Source organism: Paraburkholderia kururiensis (assembly GCF_034424375.1).
Lineage (GTDB): Bacteria > Pseudomonadota > Gammaproteobacteria > Burkholderiales > Burkholderiaceae > Paraburkholderia > Paraburkholderia kururiensis_A.
Genome location: NZ_CP139965.1, coordinates 2,389,478 through 2,407,536, shown reverse-complemented (window position 1 = coordinate 2,407,536; position 18,059 = coordinate 2,389,478). Strand labels below are relative to the sequence as shown.

Annotated in this window: 17 protein-coding genes; 13 read left to right on the top strand and 4 right to left on the bottom strand. The window is 66.7% G+C overall.

Features of this window, described 5'->3' with window-relative positions; genetic code table 11:
• Window positions 1-43: 43 nt before the first annotated feature.
• The 11 genes from mltG to U0042_RS10720 all read left to right on the top strand — a co-directional run bounded on the left by mltG (window position 44) and on the right by U0042_RS10720 (window position 11,648).
• Window positions 44-1,060, top strand: a complete 1,017-nt coding sequence (gene mltG / locus U0042_RS10770) for an endolytic transglycosylase MltG (RefSeq protein WP_114810854.1) — start codon at window positions 44-46, stop codon at window positions 1,058-1,060.
• Window positions 1,061-1,681 (top strand): dTMP kinase, encoded by a 621-nt coding sequence (tmk, locus tag U0042_RS10765; protein WP_114810855.1) that lies wholly within the window; start codon window positions 1,061-1,063, stop codon window positions 1,679-1,681.
• A gap of 98 nt (window positions 1,682-1,779) precedes the next feature.
• Window positions 1,780-2,814 (top strand): DNA polymerase III subunit delta', encoded by a 1,035-nt coding sequence (locus tag U0042_RS10760; protein WP_114810856.1) that lies wholly within the window; start codon window positions 1,780-1,782, stop codon window positions 2,812-2,814.
• Between the two features lie 99 nt (window positions 2,815-2,913).
• Window positions 2,914-3,420, top strand: a complete 507-nt coding sequence (locus U0042_RS10755; protein ID WP_114810857.1) for a GNAT family N-acetyltransferase — start codon at window positions 2,914-2,916, stop codon at window positions 3,418-3,420.
• Window positions 3,421-3,638: 218 nt separating this feature from the next.
• A complete protein-coding gene (locus tag U0042_RS10750) occupies window positions 3,639-4,430 on the top strand; it encodes a TatD family hydrolase (RefSeq protein ID WP_114810858.1) in 792 nt (263 codons plus the stop codon).
• A gap of 225 nt (window positions 4,431-4,655) precedes the next feature.
• Entirely contained in the window at window positions 4,656-5,357 is a 702-nt protein-coding gene (locus tag U0042_RS10745) for an ankyrin repeat domain-containing protein (protein ID WP_232833367.1), read from the top strand.
• Window positions 5,358-5,524: 167 nt separating this feature from the next.
• Entirely contained in the window at window positions 5,525-5,893 is a 369-nt protein-coding gene (locus tag U0042_RS10740) for a Rap1a/Tai family immunity protein (protein WP_017773902.1), read from the top strand.
• Window positions 5,894-6,162: 269 nt separating this feature from the next.
• Entirely contained in the window at window positions 6,163-7,464 is a 1,302-nt protein-coding gene (locus tag U0042_RS10735; protein WP_114810859.1) for a mechanosensitive ion channel family protein, read from the top strand.
• 264 nt (window positions 7,465-7,728) lie between these two features.
• The gene (gene otsA / locus U0042_RS10730) at window positions 7,729-9,132 is read left to right on the top strand and encodes an alpha,alpha-trehalose-phosphate synthase (UDP-forming) (RefSeq protein WP_114810860.1); all 1,404 of its coding nucleotides are present in this window, start codon (window positions 7,729-7,731) and stop codon (window positions 9,130-9,132) included.
• Between the two features lie 86 nt (window positions 9,133-9,218).
• Window positions 9,219-10,382, top strand: coding sequence for an AAA family ATPase (locus tag U0042_RS10725; protein ID WP_114810973.1), 1,164 nt, complete (start codon window positions 9,219-9,221; stop codon window positions 10,380-10,382).
• A 198-nt stretch (window positions 10,383-10,580) separates the two neighbouring features.
• Window positions 10,581-11,648, top strand: coding sequence for a glycosyltransferase family 4 protein (locus U0042_RS10720; protein ID WP_114810861.1), 1,068 nt, complete (start codon window positions 10,581-10,583; stop codon window positions 11,646-11,648).
• A 196-nt stretch (window positions 11,649-11,844) separates the two neighbouring features.
• Here the strand turns inward: U0042_RS10720 and U0042_RS10715 are convergent, their stop codons facing one another.
• The 3 genes from U0042_RS10715 to U0042_RS10705 all read right to left on the bottom strand — a co-directional run bounded on the left by U0042_RS10715 (window position 11,845) and on the right by U0042_RS10705 (window position 13,828).
• Window positions 11,845-12,432 carry a YSC84-related protein gene (locus U0042_RS10715; RefSeq protein WP_114810862.1) on the bottom strand — a complete coding sequence of 196 codons (588 nt, stop codon included), beginning with the start codon at window positions 12,430-12,432 and terminating at the stop codon, window positions 11,845-11,847.
• A 399-nt stretch (window positions 12,433-12,831) separates the two neighbouring features.
• Entirely contained in the window at window positions 12,832-13,272 is a 441-nt protein-coding gene (locus U0042_RS10710) for a hypothetical protein (RefSeq protein ID WP_114810863.1), read from the bottom strand.
• Between the two features lie 220 nt (window positions 13,273-13,492).
• Window positions 13,493-13,828: a PsiF family protein gene (locus U0042_RS10705; protein WP_114810864.1), complete on the bottom strand. Its 336-nt coding sequence runs from the start codon at window positions 13,826-13,828 to the stop codon at window positions 13,493-13,495.
• A gap of 290 nt (window positions 13,829-14,118) precedes the next feature.
• Between U0042_RS10705 and U0042_RS10700 the strand changes: the two genes are divergently transcribed.
• Both U0042_RS10700 and U0042_RS10695 read left to right on the top strand, forming a co-directional pair.
• The gene (locus U0042_RS10700) at window positions 14,119-14,421 is read left to right on the top strand and encodes a YciI-like protein (RefSeq protein WP_114810865.1); all 303 of its coding nucleotides are present in this window, start codon (window positions 14,119-14,121) and stop codon (window positions 14,419-14,421) included.
• A 569-nt stretch (window positions 14,422-14,990) separates the two neighbouring features.
• A complete protein-coding gene (locus U0042_RS10695; protein ID WP_114810866.1) occupies window positions 14,991-16,247 on the top strand; it encodes a transposase in 1,257 nt (418 codons plus the stop codon).
• Between the two features lie 214 nt (window positions 16,248-16,461).
• Here U0042_RS10695 and U0042_RS10690 read toward each other — a convergent pair whose 3' ends face one another.
• Complete coding sequence (locus U0042_RS10690; RefSeq protein WP_114810867.1) at window positions 16,462-17,988, bottom strand: mannose-1-phosphate guanylyltransferase/mannose-6-phosphate isomerase; 1,527 nt, start codon at window positions 17,986-17,988, stop codon at window positions 16,462-16,464.
• Window positions 17,989-18,059: the final 71 nt, after the last annotated feature.

The following is an 18,059-nucleotide window of genomic DNA, read 5'->3' as shown; positions in this document are numbered from 1 at the left end:
GGCAAGCAAGTATTATATGGGGTCCATCTGAGCCCTGTTTCGCATGACCCTGCTGAAGAAATGTCTCGCCGCCGGCATGGCGCTCGTCGTCCTGGCGGTCGCGGCGGGCGGCTGGTCCGCCTGGTATTGGGCGACGAGCCCCGTCAAGCTTGCCGCTCCCCAACTCGACGTCACCATTGCGCCGCACAGCACCTTGCGCAGCGTGACCGCGCAGCTCGTGCGCGGCGGCGTGCCCGTGGAGCCGGACCTGTTCGTGGCCATGACCCGCGTGGTGGGCCTGCAGAGCCAGGTGAAGGCCGGCAACTACGAGTTCAAGGCGGGCGTGACGCCGTGGCAGGTGCTGCAAAAGCTCGCGCGCGGCGACGTGAACGAGTTTGCCGCGACCATCATCGAAGGGTGGACCTTCAGGCACATGCGCGCGGAAATCGACGCGAACACGGCGCTCACGCACCAGACGGCCCGCATGAGCGACGCCGACTTGCTGAAGGCAATCGGCGCCGCCGAGACGCCGCCGCTCGGCAACGCCGAGGGCCTGTTCTTTCCGGATACGTACCTGTTCGACAAGGGTACGAGCGATCTGGACGTGTACCGCCGCGCCTACCGCCTGATGCAGCAGCGGCTCGCCGAGGCCTGGGCCGGGCGTGCGCCCGGCTTGCCGTACCGCACGCCGTACGAGGCGCTGACGATGGCGTCGATCATCGAGAAGGAGACCGGCAAGCCCGCGGACCGGCCGCTCGTGGCCGCCGTCTTCGCGAACCGGCTGCGCGCGGGCATGCCGCTGCAGACCGACCCCACGGTGATCTACGGCATGGGCGCGAGCTATACGGGGCGTATCCATCGGCGCGATCTGCAGGCGGACACTCCCTACAATACCTACACGAGGATGGGGCTGCCGCCCACGCCCATTTCGCTGCCGTCGGTCGCGTCGCTGCAGGCGGCCGTGAATCCGGCACCTAGCGCGGCGCTTTATTTCGTGTCGCGCGGCGACGGCACCAGCATCTTTTCTGACACGCTCGGCGATCACAACAAGGCCGTCGACAAGTACATCCGAGGGCAATAAATGGCGCGCGGCAAATTCATTACGCTCGAGGGCATAGACGGCGCGGGCAAGACCACCCATCTCGGCTGGCTGCGCGAGCGCCTCGAACAGAAGGTGGGCCCCACGGGGCACGCCGTGGTGATGACGCGCGAGCCGGGCGGCACGCCGCTCGGCGAAGCCCTGCGCCATATCCTGCTGCACGAAGCCATGGATCTCGAAACCGAGGCGCTGCTGATGTTCGCCGCGCGCCGCGAGCATCTGGCCCAGGTGATCGAGCCGGCGCTCGTGCGCGGCGACTGGGTGCTCTCGGACCGTTTCACCGACGCCACCTTTGCCTACCAGGGCGGCGGCCGCGGGTTGCCGCGCGACAAGCTCGAAGCGCTGGAGCGCTGGGTGCAGGGCGGCTTCCAGCCCGACCTCACGGTGCTTTTCGACGTGCCGCCGGAAACCGCCAGCGCCCGGCGCGGCGCGGCGCGCGAGCCTGACCGCTTCGAGAGCGAGTCCGACGCCTTTTTCACGCGCACCCGTGCCGAGTACCTGCGTCGGGCCGAAGAGGCGCCGTATCGCTTCGCGATTGTCGACTCGACGCAAAGCATCGAAGAGATTCGCCGGCAGTTGGACGGGATCGTGGCGGCGCTCTGAGGCATACGCCGCCACGGCTCGCGGGGCGCGACGACCGGAATGACCTCATGTGTTGCACGAAGAATCTTGCGTAATAAATTGATTAGAAAAGACAAACAATGATCTATCCGTGGCAGGCCGACGACTGGAATCGCCTTCAGCAACTGCGCGCGCACTGGCCGCATGCGCTGCTGCTGCACGGGCAGGCCGGTATCGGCAAGCTCGACTTCGCCCGGCATCTGGCCAAGGGGCTGCTCTGCGAGGCCCCTCAGGCGAACGGCGAGCCGTGCGGCGCCTGTGCAGCGTGCAACTGGTTCGAGCAGGGCAATCACCCGGACTACCGCATCGTGGTGCCCGAAGCGCTCGCCGCCGAACTGGGGGCGACCGCCGCCGACGAAGGCAAGCCCGAGAAGGACGACGCCGACGACGGCAAGAAGACCCGCACGCTGAGCAAGGAAATCAAGATCGAGCAGGTGCGTGCGCTGCTGGACTTCAGCGGCATCGGCTCGCACCGCGGCGGCATGCGCGTGGTGGTGCTCTATCCGGCCGAGGCGCTCAATGTCGCGGCGGCTAACGCGTTGCTGAAGACGCTCGAGGAACCGCCGGCGGGTGTGGTGTTTCTGCTGGTGTCGGCGCGTATCGACCGCCTGCTGCCCACCATCGTGAGCCGCTGCCGCCAGTGGCCGATGAGCACGCCGTCAGCTGGAGCCGCCGCCCGGTGGCTCAAAGCGCAGGGCGCCGACGATGCCGAGGCACTGCTCGCCGAAGCGGGCGGTGCGCCGCTCGCCGCACGCGCGCTCGCGCACGACGAGAACCGCACGCTGCGCGACTGGACGCTCGCCCAGCTTGCCTCCGGGCCACGCTGCGACGCGTTCGCCTGCGGCGAGACGCTGCAGAAGCTGCCCGTGCCGCTCGTGATCGGCTGGCTGCAACGCTGGCTCTACGATCTGCTGGCGCAGCGCACGGCGGGCCGGCCGCGCTACTTCCCGCAGGCTGCGCCCGCGCTCGCCCGTTGCGCGACGGAGATGAACCCCGACGCGTTCGCGCGTTTCCAGAGAGCCGTCACGCGCCAGCGCCGGGTGGAGAACCACCCGCTCAACGCGCGTCTGGTTTTCGAGGAGCTGTTTCTCGGTTATCGGGAGCTGTTCGGCTGACGGGGGCGCCATGGCCTCGTGCTTACGCCGCCGTCGCCTTGCACCGTTGCAGACCCTTGCCGTCCCGAAGCCATCTATACGCCCAGCCGGATATCCGCCATGACGCTTTCGTATCGCGATGCCACGCTCGACGATCTGCCCGCTATCGTCGCCATCTATAACTCCACGGTTGCCTCGCGCCAGGTCACGGCCGACCTGGAACCCGTCAGCGTGGAGAGCCGGGTGCCGTGGTTCCATGCGCATGGGCCTGCCACGCGGCCGCTATGGGTCGTCGAGGAGGCCGGCGGCGTGGTCGCCTGGCTCAGTTTCTCGGACTTCTATGGCCGGCCGGCGTACCGGCATACCTCGGAAGTCAGCATCTATCTGGACGAGACGGTGCGCGGTAAAGGCCTTGGCCGGCAACTGCTCGCGGCAGCCCTTCAGGCGGCGCCGGGGCTCGGCATTCATTCGGTGCTGGGTTTCATCTTCGGCCACAATGAACCGAGCCTGCGGCTCTTTCGCGCCTATGGCTTCGAGACTTGGGGCACGCTGCCACGCGTCGCGGTGCTGGACGGCGTGGAGCGCGATCTCGTGATTCTCGGCAAGCGGCTCGACGCCGGGAAGTGATGCCCGATGAAACCGCCGGTACTGCCTATGCCGCCGGTACCGCTTGATGTCGCTCGATGCCGGGCTGAGTCTGCCGCCAGCCGCGTAGAAGGGAAGCCTTGCGCAAACCCGACGCAAGCGAGGCCGCAAGCCGTCGGCACGTCTGCGGCACTCGCGGGTCAAACCACGCAACTGTCGTCCGCAATCCACCCATAACCGACCCACGCAGGGATGTCCTCATGTTTGTCGACTCGCATTGCCACATCAACTTCGAAGGACTCGGCGACCGGCTGCCGCAGGTGCTCGAAAACATGCGCTCGCATGACGTGAGCCACGCGCTGTGCGTGTCCGTCGATCTGGAGACGCTGCCCGCGGTGCTCGAGATCGCCGGCACCTACGAGAACGTCTACGCATCGGTGGGCGTGCATCCCGATCACGAGGACGCGAAGGAGCCGACCGTGGCCGAACTCGTCGAACTCGCGCAGCACCCGAAGGTGGTGGCGATCGGCGAGACCGGGCTCGACTACTACCGCCTCGGCGAACGCACCATCGCCGACATGGAATGGCAGCGCGAGCGCTTTCGCACGCACATCCGCGCGGCGCATGCCACCGGCAAGCCGCTCATCGTCCATACGCGGGCGTCGTCGGACGACACGCTGCGGATCATGGAAGAGGAGCGCGCCGGCGTGCCCGGCGGCGTGATGCACTGCTTCACGGAGCCCTGGCCCGTGGCCGAACGGGCGCTCGCGCAGAACTTCCACATTTCGCTCTCGGGCATCGTCACGTTCAAGAGCGCCACCGATGTTCAGGAGGTGGCGCGGCGCGTGCCGCTCGAGCGCCTCCTGATCGAAACCGATTCGCCGTATCTCGCGCCGGTGCCGTATCGCGGCAAGCCCAATGAACCTGCGTACGTGAGTTATGTCGGAAGGTTCATTGCCCAGCAGCGCGAGGTGCCTGAGGCCGTGGTCGCCGACGCGACTACGCGCAACTTCTTCCGGCTGTTTCGCATTCCCGCGCCTCAGGACGTTTGAAGGCGCGGCGGTGAAAGCCGTGATGCGGCGGTAAATGTTCCAGTATTATCAGCTACATAGACAAATAACTTAAGGTAAAGCATGAAATTTTATCTTCGGCCTTCGCGCGCTATTGCGGGTTTTCTGGCAGACGGTTCTTCGGTGAGCCATGACGGGGCGGCTTCGTCGCGGCGTATCGGCGCTCTTGCGGAATCGGCGGCATCGAGCGCAAGGGCCGTATCGGCCGTGCTGCGGCGCGGCGCCACGTCTTTCGCGCTTGTCGCGGGGTTCGCCGTCGCATGGGTGGCGTCGCCCGTGCACGCCGCGCCCGCGGACACCATGATCAAGGCCGTGAAGTTCGACGACGTGAAGGAAGTCAACAAGCAGCTCGCGAACGGCATGGACCCGAACCTCACGGACGACCAGGGCATTCCGCTCCTCGTGCTTGCGGCGCGCGAACAGTCCAACAAGGTGGCCGCGGCGCTCGTCGCGAATCCGAAGACCAATATCGAAGCGCAAGACAAGGCCGGCGAGAACGCGATGATGCTCGCGGCGCTGAACGGCGACCTCGACCTCGTGAAGCTCCTCATCGCGAAGGGCGCCGAGGTCAACAAGAAGGGCTGGGCGCCGCTGCATTACGCGGCGGCGAACGGCCAGGACGACGTCGTGAAGGTGCTGCTCGACCAGTCGGCCTATATCGACGCGGCCTCGCCGAACGGCACCACGCCGCTCATGATGGCTGCACGTGGCAACCACATCTCGACAGTCAAGCTGCTGCTCGACAACGGCGCCGATCTCAACCTGAAGAACCAGCTGGGTCTGACGGCGCTCGATTTCGCGAAGCACTACAAGGCGCCGGACGTGGTGGAAGGCCTCACGGCCCGTATCGCGCAGATGCAGCAGCAGGCTCCGGCGGCTGCGTCGGCACCGCAAAACGGTGCAAAATAGCGGGTTGATGCGCCGCGCGCGGGAATGACGGACCGCCCACGCGGCGCATCGTTGCATTGCTCGCTTTTCTTGCGCGATCGTTGCATCCTCTTTTTCGGCCGGCTGCGGCGCCGGGCGCATCCTGCGCGCGACCGCGCCGGGCCACACGTATGCATCAAGGGAGAATCATGCTGCGGGTTCTGATCCGGGCCGGCGCCTGCGCCGGCGCGCTTGTCTTGCCGGTCGCCGCCTTTGCGTTCACGGCGAGCGACCTCAACCGCCTCTGCATGAAAACGGACGTGGCGTCGCGTGCCGCATGCGCGGCCTACATCGAAGGCGCGGCAGACGGCGTGTTCAATACTATCGACGCCATCGGCGGCACCACCGGCCCGCGCGTGGGTCAATACTTCTGCCTGCCTCCGGACGCACGCTCGGCGCAACTGACGGACGCGGTACGCAAGTACATTGCCGACAATCCGAACGTGGCGGGCTACAACGCCAGCACGGCGGTTTCTCTGGGGCTCGGCAAGGCCTTTCCCTGCAAGACCGGTAACTAGTGCCGGGAGCCGGGCGGCGTCGCATCGCCGCCGCGCCCTGGACGCGCGCGGAGAAGCTTGCTGAGGCGGCCACGCGGGTGTTCCGAGGCGGGCTGCGAGCGCGACCGCTGCCGCTTGTCGCCTCGCTTCGCGTGCAACCAGGCGCCCGCCGGGGTGCCTGACAGGTTGCGTGAAAAGTTGCCTGATTAGCTGCCGGCTTAGTCGCCTGCCTGGTTGCCTGCTTAATCGCCTGTCTTCCCGCGCCAGGGAGAAGGAGGAAAAGGCCGCTCATGATCACAATCGACGATCTCGAACGCATCGCTTCCGCGCCGCTGGAGGCGTGGCCGGGTACGCTGCTGTTCACCGCCATCGGGCTTGCGCTGGCCTTCGGCGTGCATTGGGTGGGCGGACGCGTGCTCACCCGCATCGCGAGGCCGTATCCGATCCTGAGCGTCTTTCTGCGCTACATCGACAAGCCGGCGCTCTTCGTTCTCGCGATTCTCATGCTCGAAATCGTCTGGTGGGAGGCGCCGGATACGCTCCATTTCATCGGCACCCTGCGTGATCTCGCGGCGTTCGCGCTGATCGGCGGGATAACGTGGCTCTCGGTGCGCTCGGCGGCCGCCATCGGCGAAGCGATCATCGAGGCGCATCCGCTCGATACCGCGGACAACCTCCAGGCGCGCCGCATCCACACGCAGGCGCGCGTGCTGGCACGGTCGGTGATGGTGGTGATCGTGATCGTCGGCGTGGGCGCCGCGCTCATGACGTTTCCGAACGTACGGCAGATCGGCGCGAGCCTGCTGGCCTCGGCCGGCGTGGCGGGCCTCGTGGCCGGTATCGCCGCGCGGCCGGTGCTCGGCAATCTGATCGCGGGGCTGCAGATCGCGCTGTCCCAGCCCATCCGGCTGGACGACGTGGTGGTCATTCAGGGCGAGTGGGGCCGCATCGAAGAGATCACGGGCACCTACGTTTCGGTGCGGCTGTGGGATCAGCGCCGGCTGATCGTGCCGCTCCAGTGGTTCATCGAAAACCCGTTCACCAACTGGACGCGCAGCAGCGCGGAGATCATCGGCACCGTGTATCTCTGGCTCGACTACCGCATGCCGCTCGCGCCGCTGCGCGAGGAACTGGCGCGCCTCGTCACCGACGCGCCGGAGTGGGACCGGCGCGTGCAGGTGCTGCAAGTGACCGACACCAGCGAACGGGCGATGCAGTTGCGCATTCTCGTGAGCTCGCAGGATTCGGGGCTGAACTGGGACTTGCGCTGCCGCGTGCGCGAGGGTCTGCTCGACTTCGTGAACCAGCATTACCCGCAGTATCTGCCGCGTGCGCGGGCCGAAGTGTCGGCGGAACTGGAGAGCAGCATGCGTGGAGGGCACGACCACCACGCGCCGGGCGCGCGGCACCATGCCTCGAGCACGGCCGCCCACACCGAGGCCGACCCGGTGGCAGGCCGCAGCGCGCAAGGCGGAGGGCGCGCCGGACGTCCGCCTGACGGTGGCGGGGCGCGAGCAGGCGATGGACTGGCGGCCGTCGACGGCGACGCGAAAAGCACCTCGCCGACGCACGCGCGAGCGCCGGACCGATAGGCCGCTAAAAGACCCGGCGAGGCTGCCTCGCGATCAGACCGGCGGCGGCGCGATACGAGACTGCGGCCGGGCCGTTCACGACCGCTACAGCGGCCAAGGCCGCGCAGGCACGCAGAATCGAGTACCCAGCGCCCCGGCGAGAGGCGCGACAAGTTTCCCAGCCACAAGCATCATCACGACAAGCATCGCCACTACACGCCACGAGACCGGCACAACGAGAGCAGACGAACACTCGACACAACAGGAATCGGGAGAACAGGTTTCATGGGCAGACTGATCGTAGTATCGAACCGTGTGGCCACGCCCACGGAGACGAAAGGGTCCGCGGGCGGCCTCGCCGTCGGCGTATTCGGCGCGCTCAAGGACGCGGGCGGCGTGTGGTTCGGCTGGAGCGGCGACGTGGTGAGCGAGACCGTGGCCAACGCGGGCCCCGTGCTGGAGCAGGAGGGGTCCGTCACCTTCGCCACCGTGGGCCTCACGCGCAAGGACTACGACCAGTACTACCGCGGCTTTTCGAACGCCACGCTCTGGCCGGTCTTCCATTACCGCAACGATCTCGCGCGCTACGAGCGCGACGAATACGCGGGCTACCGGCGCGTGAACGCCTGGCTCGCGCACAAGCTCACGAAGCTGATCGAGCCCGACGACGTCATCTGGGTCCACGACTACCATCTGATTCCGTTTGCCGAGGCCCTGCGCGCCGAGGGCGTGACGAACCCGATCGGCTTCTTCCTGCACATTCCGTTTCCCGCGCCGCAGATCCTGCTCAACATTCCGCCGCACGAAGAACTGGTGAAGTCGTTGTGCTGCTACGACCTGATCGGCTTCCAGACGCGCAACGACCAGGTCGCATTCCACGACTACCTCGTGCGCCATGCGCGCGGCGAAGTGACGGACACGGGCGAGGGCGAAGGCGCGGTCGCTTCGGCGTTCGGCCGCACGTTGCACACCGGGGTGTATCGCATCGGCGTATTCCCCGACGAGATCGCCGAGCAGGCGAAGCGCTACGAAAGCCGCCAGCACGTGCTCGATCTGAAGCAGAGCCTGGAAGGGCGCAAGCTCATCATGAGCGTCGACCGGCTCGATTATTCGAAGGGTCTCGTCGAGCGCTTTCGCGCCTTCGAACAACTGCTGGAGCGCGCGCCCGAATGGCGCGGCAACGTCACGCTCGTGCAGATCGCGCCGCCCACGCGCTCGGACGTCGATACCTACCAGCAGATCCGCCAGGAGCTGGAGGGCGAAGCCGGGCGCATCAACGGCCGCTTTTCCGCGCTCGACTACACGCCCATCCGCTATCTGAACCAGCGCTACGACCGCTGGAAGCTGATGTCGCTCTTTCGCGAATCGCAGATCGGCTTCGTCACGCCGCTGCACGACGGCATGAACCTCGTCGCGAAGGAATACGTGGCCGCGCAGAACCCGGACGATCCGGGCGTGCTCGTGCTCTCCATCTTCGCGGGCGCGGCCGCGGAGCTTTCCGGGGCGCTGCTCGTCAATCCGCACGACGCCATCGGCATGAGCGAGGCCCTGCAACAGGCGCTGGCAATGCCGCTCGCCGAGCGCAAGGCGCGCTACGAGACCAATATGACGGCGTTGAGAAAGAACGATCTCGGCGTGTGGCGCGACTCGTTCCTGCGCGACCTGCGCAGCCTGAAGCGCGAGGCGTGAGGGGCATAACGGCATGACGACACCCGCCAGGAACGCTTCGCAGGCGAGAGCATTTCGCCATGAGCGATGAACGCAAAAGCGAGCCGATGCTCGGCACGCTCGCCATCGCGGGTTACCGGTCGCTGCGCGAGCTGGTGGTGCCGCTCGCGGCGCTCAACGTGGTGACGGGGCCCAACGGCAGCGGCAAGTCGAACCTCTACCGGGCGCTGCGCCTGCTCGCGGCCACGGCACGCGGTGGGCTGATACCGTCGCTCGCACGCGAAGGCGGCTTGCCGTCCACGCTCTGGGCGGGCCCCGAGCGCTTCTCGCGCGGCATGCTCGCGGGCGAGGTGCCCGTGCAGGGCACGCGCCGCAAAGAGCCCGTGAGCTTGCGGCTCGGCTTTGCCGGCGACACGTTCGGTTACGCGATCGACCTGGGTCTGCCGTTGCCCGGCGTCTCGCAGTTCCAGCTGGACCCCATCATCAAGCGCGAATGCATCTGGAGCGGGCCGGTGCTACGCCCGTCGGCGCTGCTCGTGGACCGCCAGGGCCCGACGCTGCGCACGCGCGACGAGGAGGGCGAGTGGGCGCCCGTCGCGCAGCCCATCGCGAGCTTCGACAGCATGATGACCGAGTTCTCGGACCCGAAGACCGCGCCCGAGATGATCGCCGTGCGCGAGCAGATCCGCTCGTGGCGCTTCTACGACCACTTCCGCACCGACGCCGAGGCGCCCGCGCGCCAGCAGCAGATCGGCACGCATACGCCGGTGCTGGCCGACGACGGGGCGGACCTCGCCGCCGCCTGGCAGACCATCCGCGAGATCGGCAACCCGCGGGCGCTCGATGCCGCCGTGGAAGACGCGTTTCCCGGCTCGAGCGTGGCGGTCGTCAATCACGATGGCCGCTTCGAAGTGACCATGCAGCAGCATGGCCTGCTGCGGGCCCTCAAGGCCGCGGAGCTCTCGGACGGCACGCTGCGCTACCTGCTGCTCGTCGCGGCGCTGCTCACGCCGCGGCCGCCCGCGCTGCTCGTGCTCAACGAGCCGGAAACGAGCCTGCATCCCGATCTGTTGCCCGCGCTGGCCAGGCTGATTGCCGATGCCGCCACGCGCTCGCAGGTGCTCGTCGTCTCGCATGCGGCGCGGCTCATCGCGGCGCTGGAGCGCGAGGGCGGCAGCCAGTCGATCGTGCTCGAAAAGAACCTGGGCGCCACGCGTATCGCGCAGGCCGACGAACTCGATCTGCCCGCCTGGAAGTGGCCGGCGCGCTAAGCGCCCCCCGCGGCGGCCGTTTTCCTCGAAAGGCATACTGTTTCGCGGCTGTAACAGCGCTTTTCAATTGAAATACCAGGGGCGCCGGGGCGGCCGCTGAACAATAATCGACCTATTGGCCGTGCCCGCCGTGCGTGGCAAGTGCGCGCGCGAACCCCGGCTCAGACATGGCGTTCAGGCCGCTTCATGGAGACACCAATGAGAATTGCGCAGATCGCACCGTTGACCGAATCGGTGCCGCCGAAGCTCTACGGCGGTACGGAGCGCGTGGTCTCGTACATCACCGAAGCGCTGGTGGAACTCGGTCATGACGTGACGCTTTTTGCCAGCGGCGACTCGATCACGAGCGCGAAGCTCGAACCGGTATGGCCGCGTGCGCTGCGGCTCGACCCCGGCATTCGCGACCGCGTCGCGCCGCACATGCTGCTCATGGAACTGGTGCGCCGTCAGGCCGACCAGTTCGACGTGCTGCATTTCCACATGGACTACTACTCGTTTTCGGTGTTCAAGCGGCAGGAAACGCCGTTCGTGACCACGCTGCATGGGCGCCTCGATCTGCCCGAACAGCAGCCGGTGTTCGACACGTTCAACACGCAGCACGTTGTCTCCATTTCGAATGCGCAGCGTCAGCCGCTGCCGCAGGCGAAATGGCTCACCACCGTCTACCACGGGCTGCCTGAGCGGCTCTACACGCCGCAGCCGGTGGAGCAGCGCTACCTCGCGTTCCTCGGACGCATCTCGCCCGAAAAGCGCGTGGATACCGCGATCCGCATTGCGGGCCGCTGCGGCATGAAGCTGCGCATCGCGGCCAAGGTGGACGCTGCGGACCGCGAATACTTCGACCGCGAAATCCAACCGCTGCTGGCGTTGCCGCATGTCGAGTACATCGGCGAAATCGACGATTCGCAGAAGGCCGAGTTTCTCTCGGGCGCCCACGCGCTGCTGTTTCCCATCGATTGGCCCGAGCCGTTCGGGCTCGTGATGATCGAGGCGATGGCTTGCGGCACGCCGGTGATCGCGTTCAACCGCGGGTCTGTGCCGGAAGTACTGGACGAAGGCGTGAGCGGCTTCATCGTGGAAGACGAGATTGGCGCCTGTGCCGCCGTCAACCGGCTGCATCGCGTGTCGCGCGCCGGCGTGCGGCGGCGCTTCGAGGAGCGCTTCACGTCGCACCGCATGGCGCAGCAGTACGTGGAGGCGTATCAGTCCGTGATTCGCGCGCAGAAGCGCTCACGCTTCAAGGTGATCGACGCGTCCACGACGTGAAGCGCTTTCACGCTTTGCGGCTTTCGCGCCCTGGTACCGCAGCGCGCGCCAACGATACCCAGCGGTCGTTGCCCAGCCGGTGAAACGACACAGGCGCAGCCGGAGCCCACGCGTTGGGCTCCGGCTGCGCCTGTCGTATGTCGAGGATTTAGCAGCGGGCCGGAGCCCGCCGCACTGGCCGCCGCACTCGAATCACTCAGATGTGAAGGCGCGAAACCTTCGTGCCGGTCAGCGACAGGTCGCCCATCAGGCCGGCATTGGTCAGCACGATGACCTGAACGGGCGCCGTGGCCGTGTTCGAATCGATCGCGCCGTTTGCGCCGACCTTCACGAGCGCCACCGAGGCGTCGCCGCCCACCGCCCAACCTTCCGAGCTGCGGAATTTGTCGAGCGCGTCCTGCGTCATGAACAGGAAGACGATCGCCTTCGACTGCGCGCCCGCCTGCAATCCGAACGAGCCGGTCGCCGTGCTGTAGTAACCGACGCTGCTGCCGCCCACGCGCAGCGCGCCTTCGCCGTACTGGCCGCCCACGATGAAGCCGGCCTGGATCACCGACGGGAACACGAGCACGCCACGCGCCTTGGCTACGAGTTCGCGCGAGCCCGGCACGGTCTGATACAGGCGTGACAGAGTGCCGTCCACGCTCGCGTCGATGGAGTGGCGCTTGGACGCATTGGTCGACGCCGTATTCGACTGGTCAGGCGTGGTCGTGCAGCCCGCGAGCGCGAGCGCGCCGAGCAGGACCGCCGTGGAAGCCTTCAGAATCAGGTTGCGTTTTTGCATCGTTTTTTCTCCGTTGTGGTTTCCGGAACGGCCACCCACCCTCGGCGGCGGCCGGGAACTGCCTGGCCCGTTATAACACGGGGTCCATGACGGCCGCCCTTGAGGCGACACACTGCGACATCGTGTGACATTGCGCTCGTCACGCGTGCTGCGATTCGTACGAAATGCATGGCAGCACGCGCGGCGGAGCCTGCGGCAAGCGGAGGGGCGGCCACTGTGTCAGCGCGCGGCGGGTTTGCATGCCGCGAATGCCTCAGTCATGGCTGAAGTAGCAAGCGGTGTGCCCCGGTGGCAGCGAGGCCCGCGGGTGAATGGACGGCGTGCGGCGGAAGTTGTGACCGACGGGAATACAAATTGAAAGGAATTCGGGTGAGCCGCGTGATCCGGGCAGCCGGCCCCTCAATGCGCCGCCGGCCGCTTGACGGGGGGCCGCCGCAGCGCGCGACGAATGCCGGCAATCAGAAGTCCCACGGCGAAGAGGGTGGCCGCCGGCACGACCCAGTAACCCACGAAGGCATGCCATAAATAGCTGGCGAGGGTGGCGCGCCGCACGGCGTATTCGTCGCGTGCTTCTTGCTGGCGCGCGGCGTTCGCGGCAAGGACGCTCTGCGGGCAACCCGCGGCGGCGGCCTCGTCCGGTGTGCCGTGGCAGCGTTGTGCGGCACCGGCGGCGCGCTCAGCGTCGGTGAACGTCCAGGTGGTGAGCGCCTGCTGGAGGTCTGCCCGGTTGTAGGCCATTTCTTCCTGGATCTCGCGCACGGCCACGATCGCCACGGGCACCGCCCAGAAGACGATCACGATCAGCCAGCGCCGCATCCAGCGGTTTTGTCTCCATGCCATCCCTGCCTCCGTTCAATGCACTACGGCATCAACGACCGGTCGGCGCCCGATGGCTCATTGTGTTTGCATGTGATGGAGGCGCCGCCCTGGCCGCCATCATAGAAGAAAACGGCCGGCGTGGTGTACGGGCGCGCTGCGGGAAGGGGAATAGGGAAACGCGGGGAAGAAACTGCGCGCGGCCCAGGCGGGCGCCCGGGCCGGATAGAACGGATGCGCCCGCTCAGCTCTTGGTCGAGAGGCACGACTTCATGAACGCCTTGCGCTCGTCGCCCTTCTTGCCGGTGGCCTGCTGGTTGCACATCTTCATGCGATCTTGCTGGCTCATCGGACCGGAGGCCGCGGCCGGCGCATCGGCCGAAAGGCATTGCTTCATGAACGTCTTGCGATCGTCACCCTTCTTGCCGCTGGCTTGCGCGTTGCAGGCCTTCATCTTTTGCTGCTGCGTGTTGGCTGCGGGGGCGGCGGGAGCCGCGGCGGGTGCGGCCGTTTGAGCGAACACCGGTGCTGCGAATACGCCACCCAGCACGACTGCGGCGATAGCGGTTTGGATTTTCATGGACACACTCCCATCAGAGATTGGACTTTCTCGTTGTCATGTCAGGGTGGCACGGACGGCGCCAGTTTATCGGCATCGTCCCGCGCGTGGCAAAGCCGCCCTGAAAACGAGGCGGCAGTGGCTTTGGTTGACACGGTGAGGGCAGGTTATTCCCTGGGCGCGCGACGGCACTGGGTTGACCCGCACGCTTCCACATTCCGCGTGCGGCGATATGATCCACATGCAATGCGCCGGGCCGGCGCCCATCGCGACCGCCCGGCTGTAACTCGAACTTCGTCACGGAGACGCACATGCACTACCTGCTCATGTACGACGTTGCACCCGACTACCTTCAACGCCGCGGCGACTACCGCGCGGCGCACCTCGCGCTGGCCTGGGCCGCTGCCGAGCGCGGTGAACTGCTGCTGGCAGGCGCGTTGACCGACCCCGTCGATGGCGCAGTGCTGCTTTTCACGGGCGACACGCCTGCCGTCGCAGAAAACTTCGCGCGCGCCGACCCTTATGTGCGTGAAGGGCTCGTTACGCGCTGGCACGTGCGTGGCTGGCAGACGGTGGTGGGCGAGCAGGCGGCCACGCCTGTGCGCGCGCAGTAAAGCGCGTTTATTGCAGCCGCCTCGCACATCGCGCCCATGCATGTGCGATGCGCAAAGCATGGCGGGCGTATTGCGGACTACGCAATTGGCATGGAATGACGATATTCGGCGCAGGCTATATCGACGTGATAAGAAATCCATAAAAAAATCGATAAGCCGCGAATGCGCCATCGATATGTGACATTAGCTGTCACAAAGCCGCAAAGAGACTCGGCAAGGCCGCCGGAGCGACGTCCGGCGTGCCGCGGCTGCCATCATTTCCGTTTTCAAGCCAGCCGTCTCGACGCCGCGAAAAGGACAAGTTTGTTTCCATGCGTAACAACTGTCTCTGTCATATTCATGCAAACCCTGGTGATGGTATGCTTCGTGCACAAATTCTCCCATGCACGAGTGAGACCCCGTTTTGTGCGTCGCGCCGGGGAATGTTCGCACTACCTCAGTGCGATCGTTCGAAAGTGGCACAAAACGCATAAGCCTATTGTGCAACCGAGGGCACGACACGAATCCCCGTTTCATGAAATTCGTGCGTGCTCAAAGCCGCAGCCCGGCCTGGCTGCGTGGAGAAACACATGTTTTTCGATGAGCTAAGCAATGAAGAATGGGCGCAGGTGGCCGCGCTCGTTTCCGACGAGCCGGTCGTGCGCCTGAACCGGCGCGGCCGGCCCCGTGCCGAGCCTCGCGTCGTGGCCAACGCAGTCCTCTGGATTCTGACCACGGGCGAGCCGTGGTCGAAACTACCGGGCCGCTATCCGTCCGGGCCAACCTGCCGGCGCCGCTTCGAAGAGTGGCAACTGAACGGCACGCTGGCCGAGGTGGTCCGCATCCTCTCGCAAGGCGGACGCAAGTTCGCCTACGTGCCGGAACCGTCGGCGCCCGTCGCGCGTCAGACCGCGCCGGACAGCACGCCGCCTGCGCGCGAGGAAACCGTGCGCGCGGACGGCATGCGCGGCGTGTTCTGGAAAAGCCCCGAATCGTGGCAGACGCCCGATGCGACGCCGGGCTGGCGCGCGTTCGGCCGTTCGCTCGATTCGCTCGGCCGTCTGGATCCGATCGCGAACATCACGCGTCAGCTCGCGGGCGAGCCCGAAGGCGACGCGGACGATGCGCACGCGTCGCGCGCCACGACGGCGGCCGGGCAGGGCGCGACCCATTCGTCGCGGTCGTCCCAATCGCTTCACACGTCGCAGGGCCAGCAGGTCGTGACGCGCGACCCGATGTGGTCCAGCCTTCCCGCGCAGGGCGAGCAGGTGGTGGATCGCCGCGGCTATGTGATCTACGCGATGGCGCAGCCCATTCCCAATCGTCTGTATCGTGCCGCCGCCGAAATCATGCGCGACGGGCGCCGCGTGGAGCGCTCGGGTCTCGTGGGCCCGCGTTTCGACGATGCCGAAGTCGCGCAACGCTATGCGCTCGAGTGGGCGCAGCAGTGGATCGACCGCGATTGCCGCACGCGCGCGGCCGCACAGCAACTCGCGCAACAACGCGAATGCGGTGCCGTGAGCGCGCCCGTGCCCAGCCGACCGCCGCTTGCCAATCAGGTACAACGGGCGCTGCCCGGCGCGCCAAACGCAGGAACGGTGACGCGCAACGCTGCGGACGCGCTCAATGGAAACGCGCGGTGGGTCGCGCTGCGTCGCTATCCCACCGACGTCGTATCGAGAAGCGAAGACGTCACGCTGGGTGCACTCGGTGACGGCGACGCGCAAGGCGCGAGCCTTGCACCCCCCGCGCCGCAACGCACCGCCGACCGCATGCCTGAACGCGCCCCCGACCACGGGCCCGAACGCGCGCCGCGCGTCTCGCAGTTTCTGACGCACGCGAACTGACGCGTCGCGCTGTCTCGCCTGATCGAGGCGCAATGATCTGACGCGGTGTTCCGCGACGCGGGCGCCACCTCATCGCAGTTGCCATCCGCTCCCACGCGGTCGGCGGGTCGGCGAACGAACGTCGCTTCGCCGCCGTCGCGGGAGACGGTCAAATGAGTCCGCTCAGCCTACTCAGCGGACCCATTCAGCGAACCCTCTACGGGCGGGCGCACTTTCACTGCCGCCCGTAGGTATCGTCGAAGCGCACGATGTCGTCTTCGCCGAGATAGGAGCCCGACTGCACCTCGATGATTTCGAGCGGCATCTTGCCCGGGTTCTCGAGCCGGTGCGTGACGCCCAGCGGGATATAGGCCGATTCGTTTTCGGAGACGATGAAGCGCTCGTCGCCTCGCGTGACGAGCGCCGTACCGCGCACGACGATCCAGTGCTCCGCGCGGTGATGATGCATCTGCAGCGACAGGCGGGCGCCAGGCTTCACGACAATGCGCTTCACCTGGAAGCGCTCGCCCGTATCCACGGAATCGTAGTGGCCCCAGGGGCGGTGGACCTTGCGATGGTTCGCCGCCTCGGTGCCGCGGCTGCTGCGAATGCGGCCCACCACTTTCTTCACGTCCTGCACGTGTGCCTTGTCGGCCACGAGAATGGCGTCGGGTGTTTCCACCACGACGAGGTCATGCGTGCCGACACAGGCAATCAGGCGTCCTTCCGAATGGGCGAACGTGGTCTGCGCACCTTCGAACAGCACGCGGCCGCGGCCCACGTTGTTGGCCTCGTCCTTCGGCGAAATTTCCCAGATGGCGTCCCACGATCCCACGTCGGACCAGCCCGCCGCGAGCGGCACCACGACGCCCGTGGCGACGGAAGTGTCGCTGCCCAGTTGCTCCATCACCGCATAGTCGATCGAGTTCGACGGCGATGCGGCGAACGCTTCGCTGTCCACGCGAAAGAAGTCGCCGTCGTCGCGGCCGCGTTCGCAGGCCGCGACGCACGCCTCGTGAATGGCGGGCTCGAAATGACGAATCGCCTTGAGCCACGTGGACGCGCGCATGATGAAAATGCCGCTGTTCCACCAGTACGTGTTGGACGCTACGTATTGTTGCGCGAGTTCGAGATGCGGCTTTTCGACGAAGCGTTCGAGGCGCCGCGCGGCATCGTTCGACCCGGCATTCTGTGCGAGCGGCTCGCCCACGCGGATGTAGCCGTAGCCGGTTTCCGCGCGCGTCGGCACGATGCCCATCGTCACCACGTGTCCCGCCGCGGCATGCTGCACGCCGGCGGCCACCGCGGTCTGGAACGCGGCGAGGTCGGTCACGGCGTGGTCGGCGGGCATGATCACCATGATGCCGTCTTCGTCGGCAGCCGCAATGGTGAGCGCCGCCACCGTGAGTGCCGGCGCCGTGTCCCGGCCCGCGGGCTCGAGAATGAGACGTGCAGCCTTGCCGCTCACGCGCAACTGTTCCGCTGTCGTGAAGCGATGTTCCTCGTTGCCCACCACGACGATCCGCTCCGCGAGCGGATACCCCGCATCGAGCGCATCGAGCCGGCATGCCGTGGATTGCAGCAGCGAGTCGTCGCCAAGCAGTCCGATCAATTGCTTCGGATACTGCTCGCGCGACATGGGCCACAGGCGCGTGCCCGAACCGCCCGCGAGTATCACCGGATGAACCTTCAGCTTCACGCCAGCCGGGGCGGCCGTACGAACGCCGGCGCCGGGCGCCGCCGCAATTGCCGGATGAGACATATCGTTCTCCTCACACAGGATCAAAGGACCAGTGCGAGCAGTTGTAGCACGACGTAAATAGTCAATAAAAC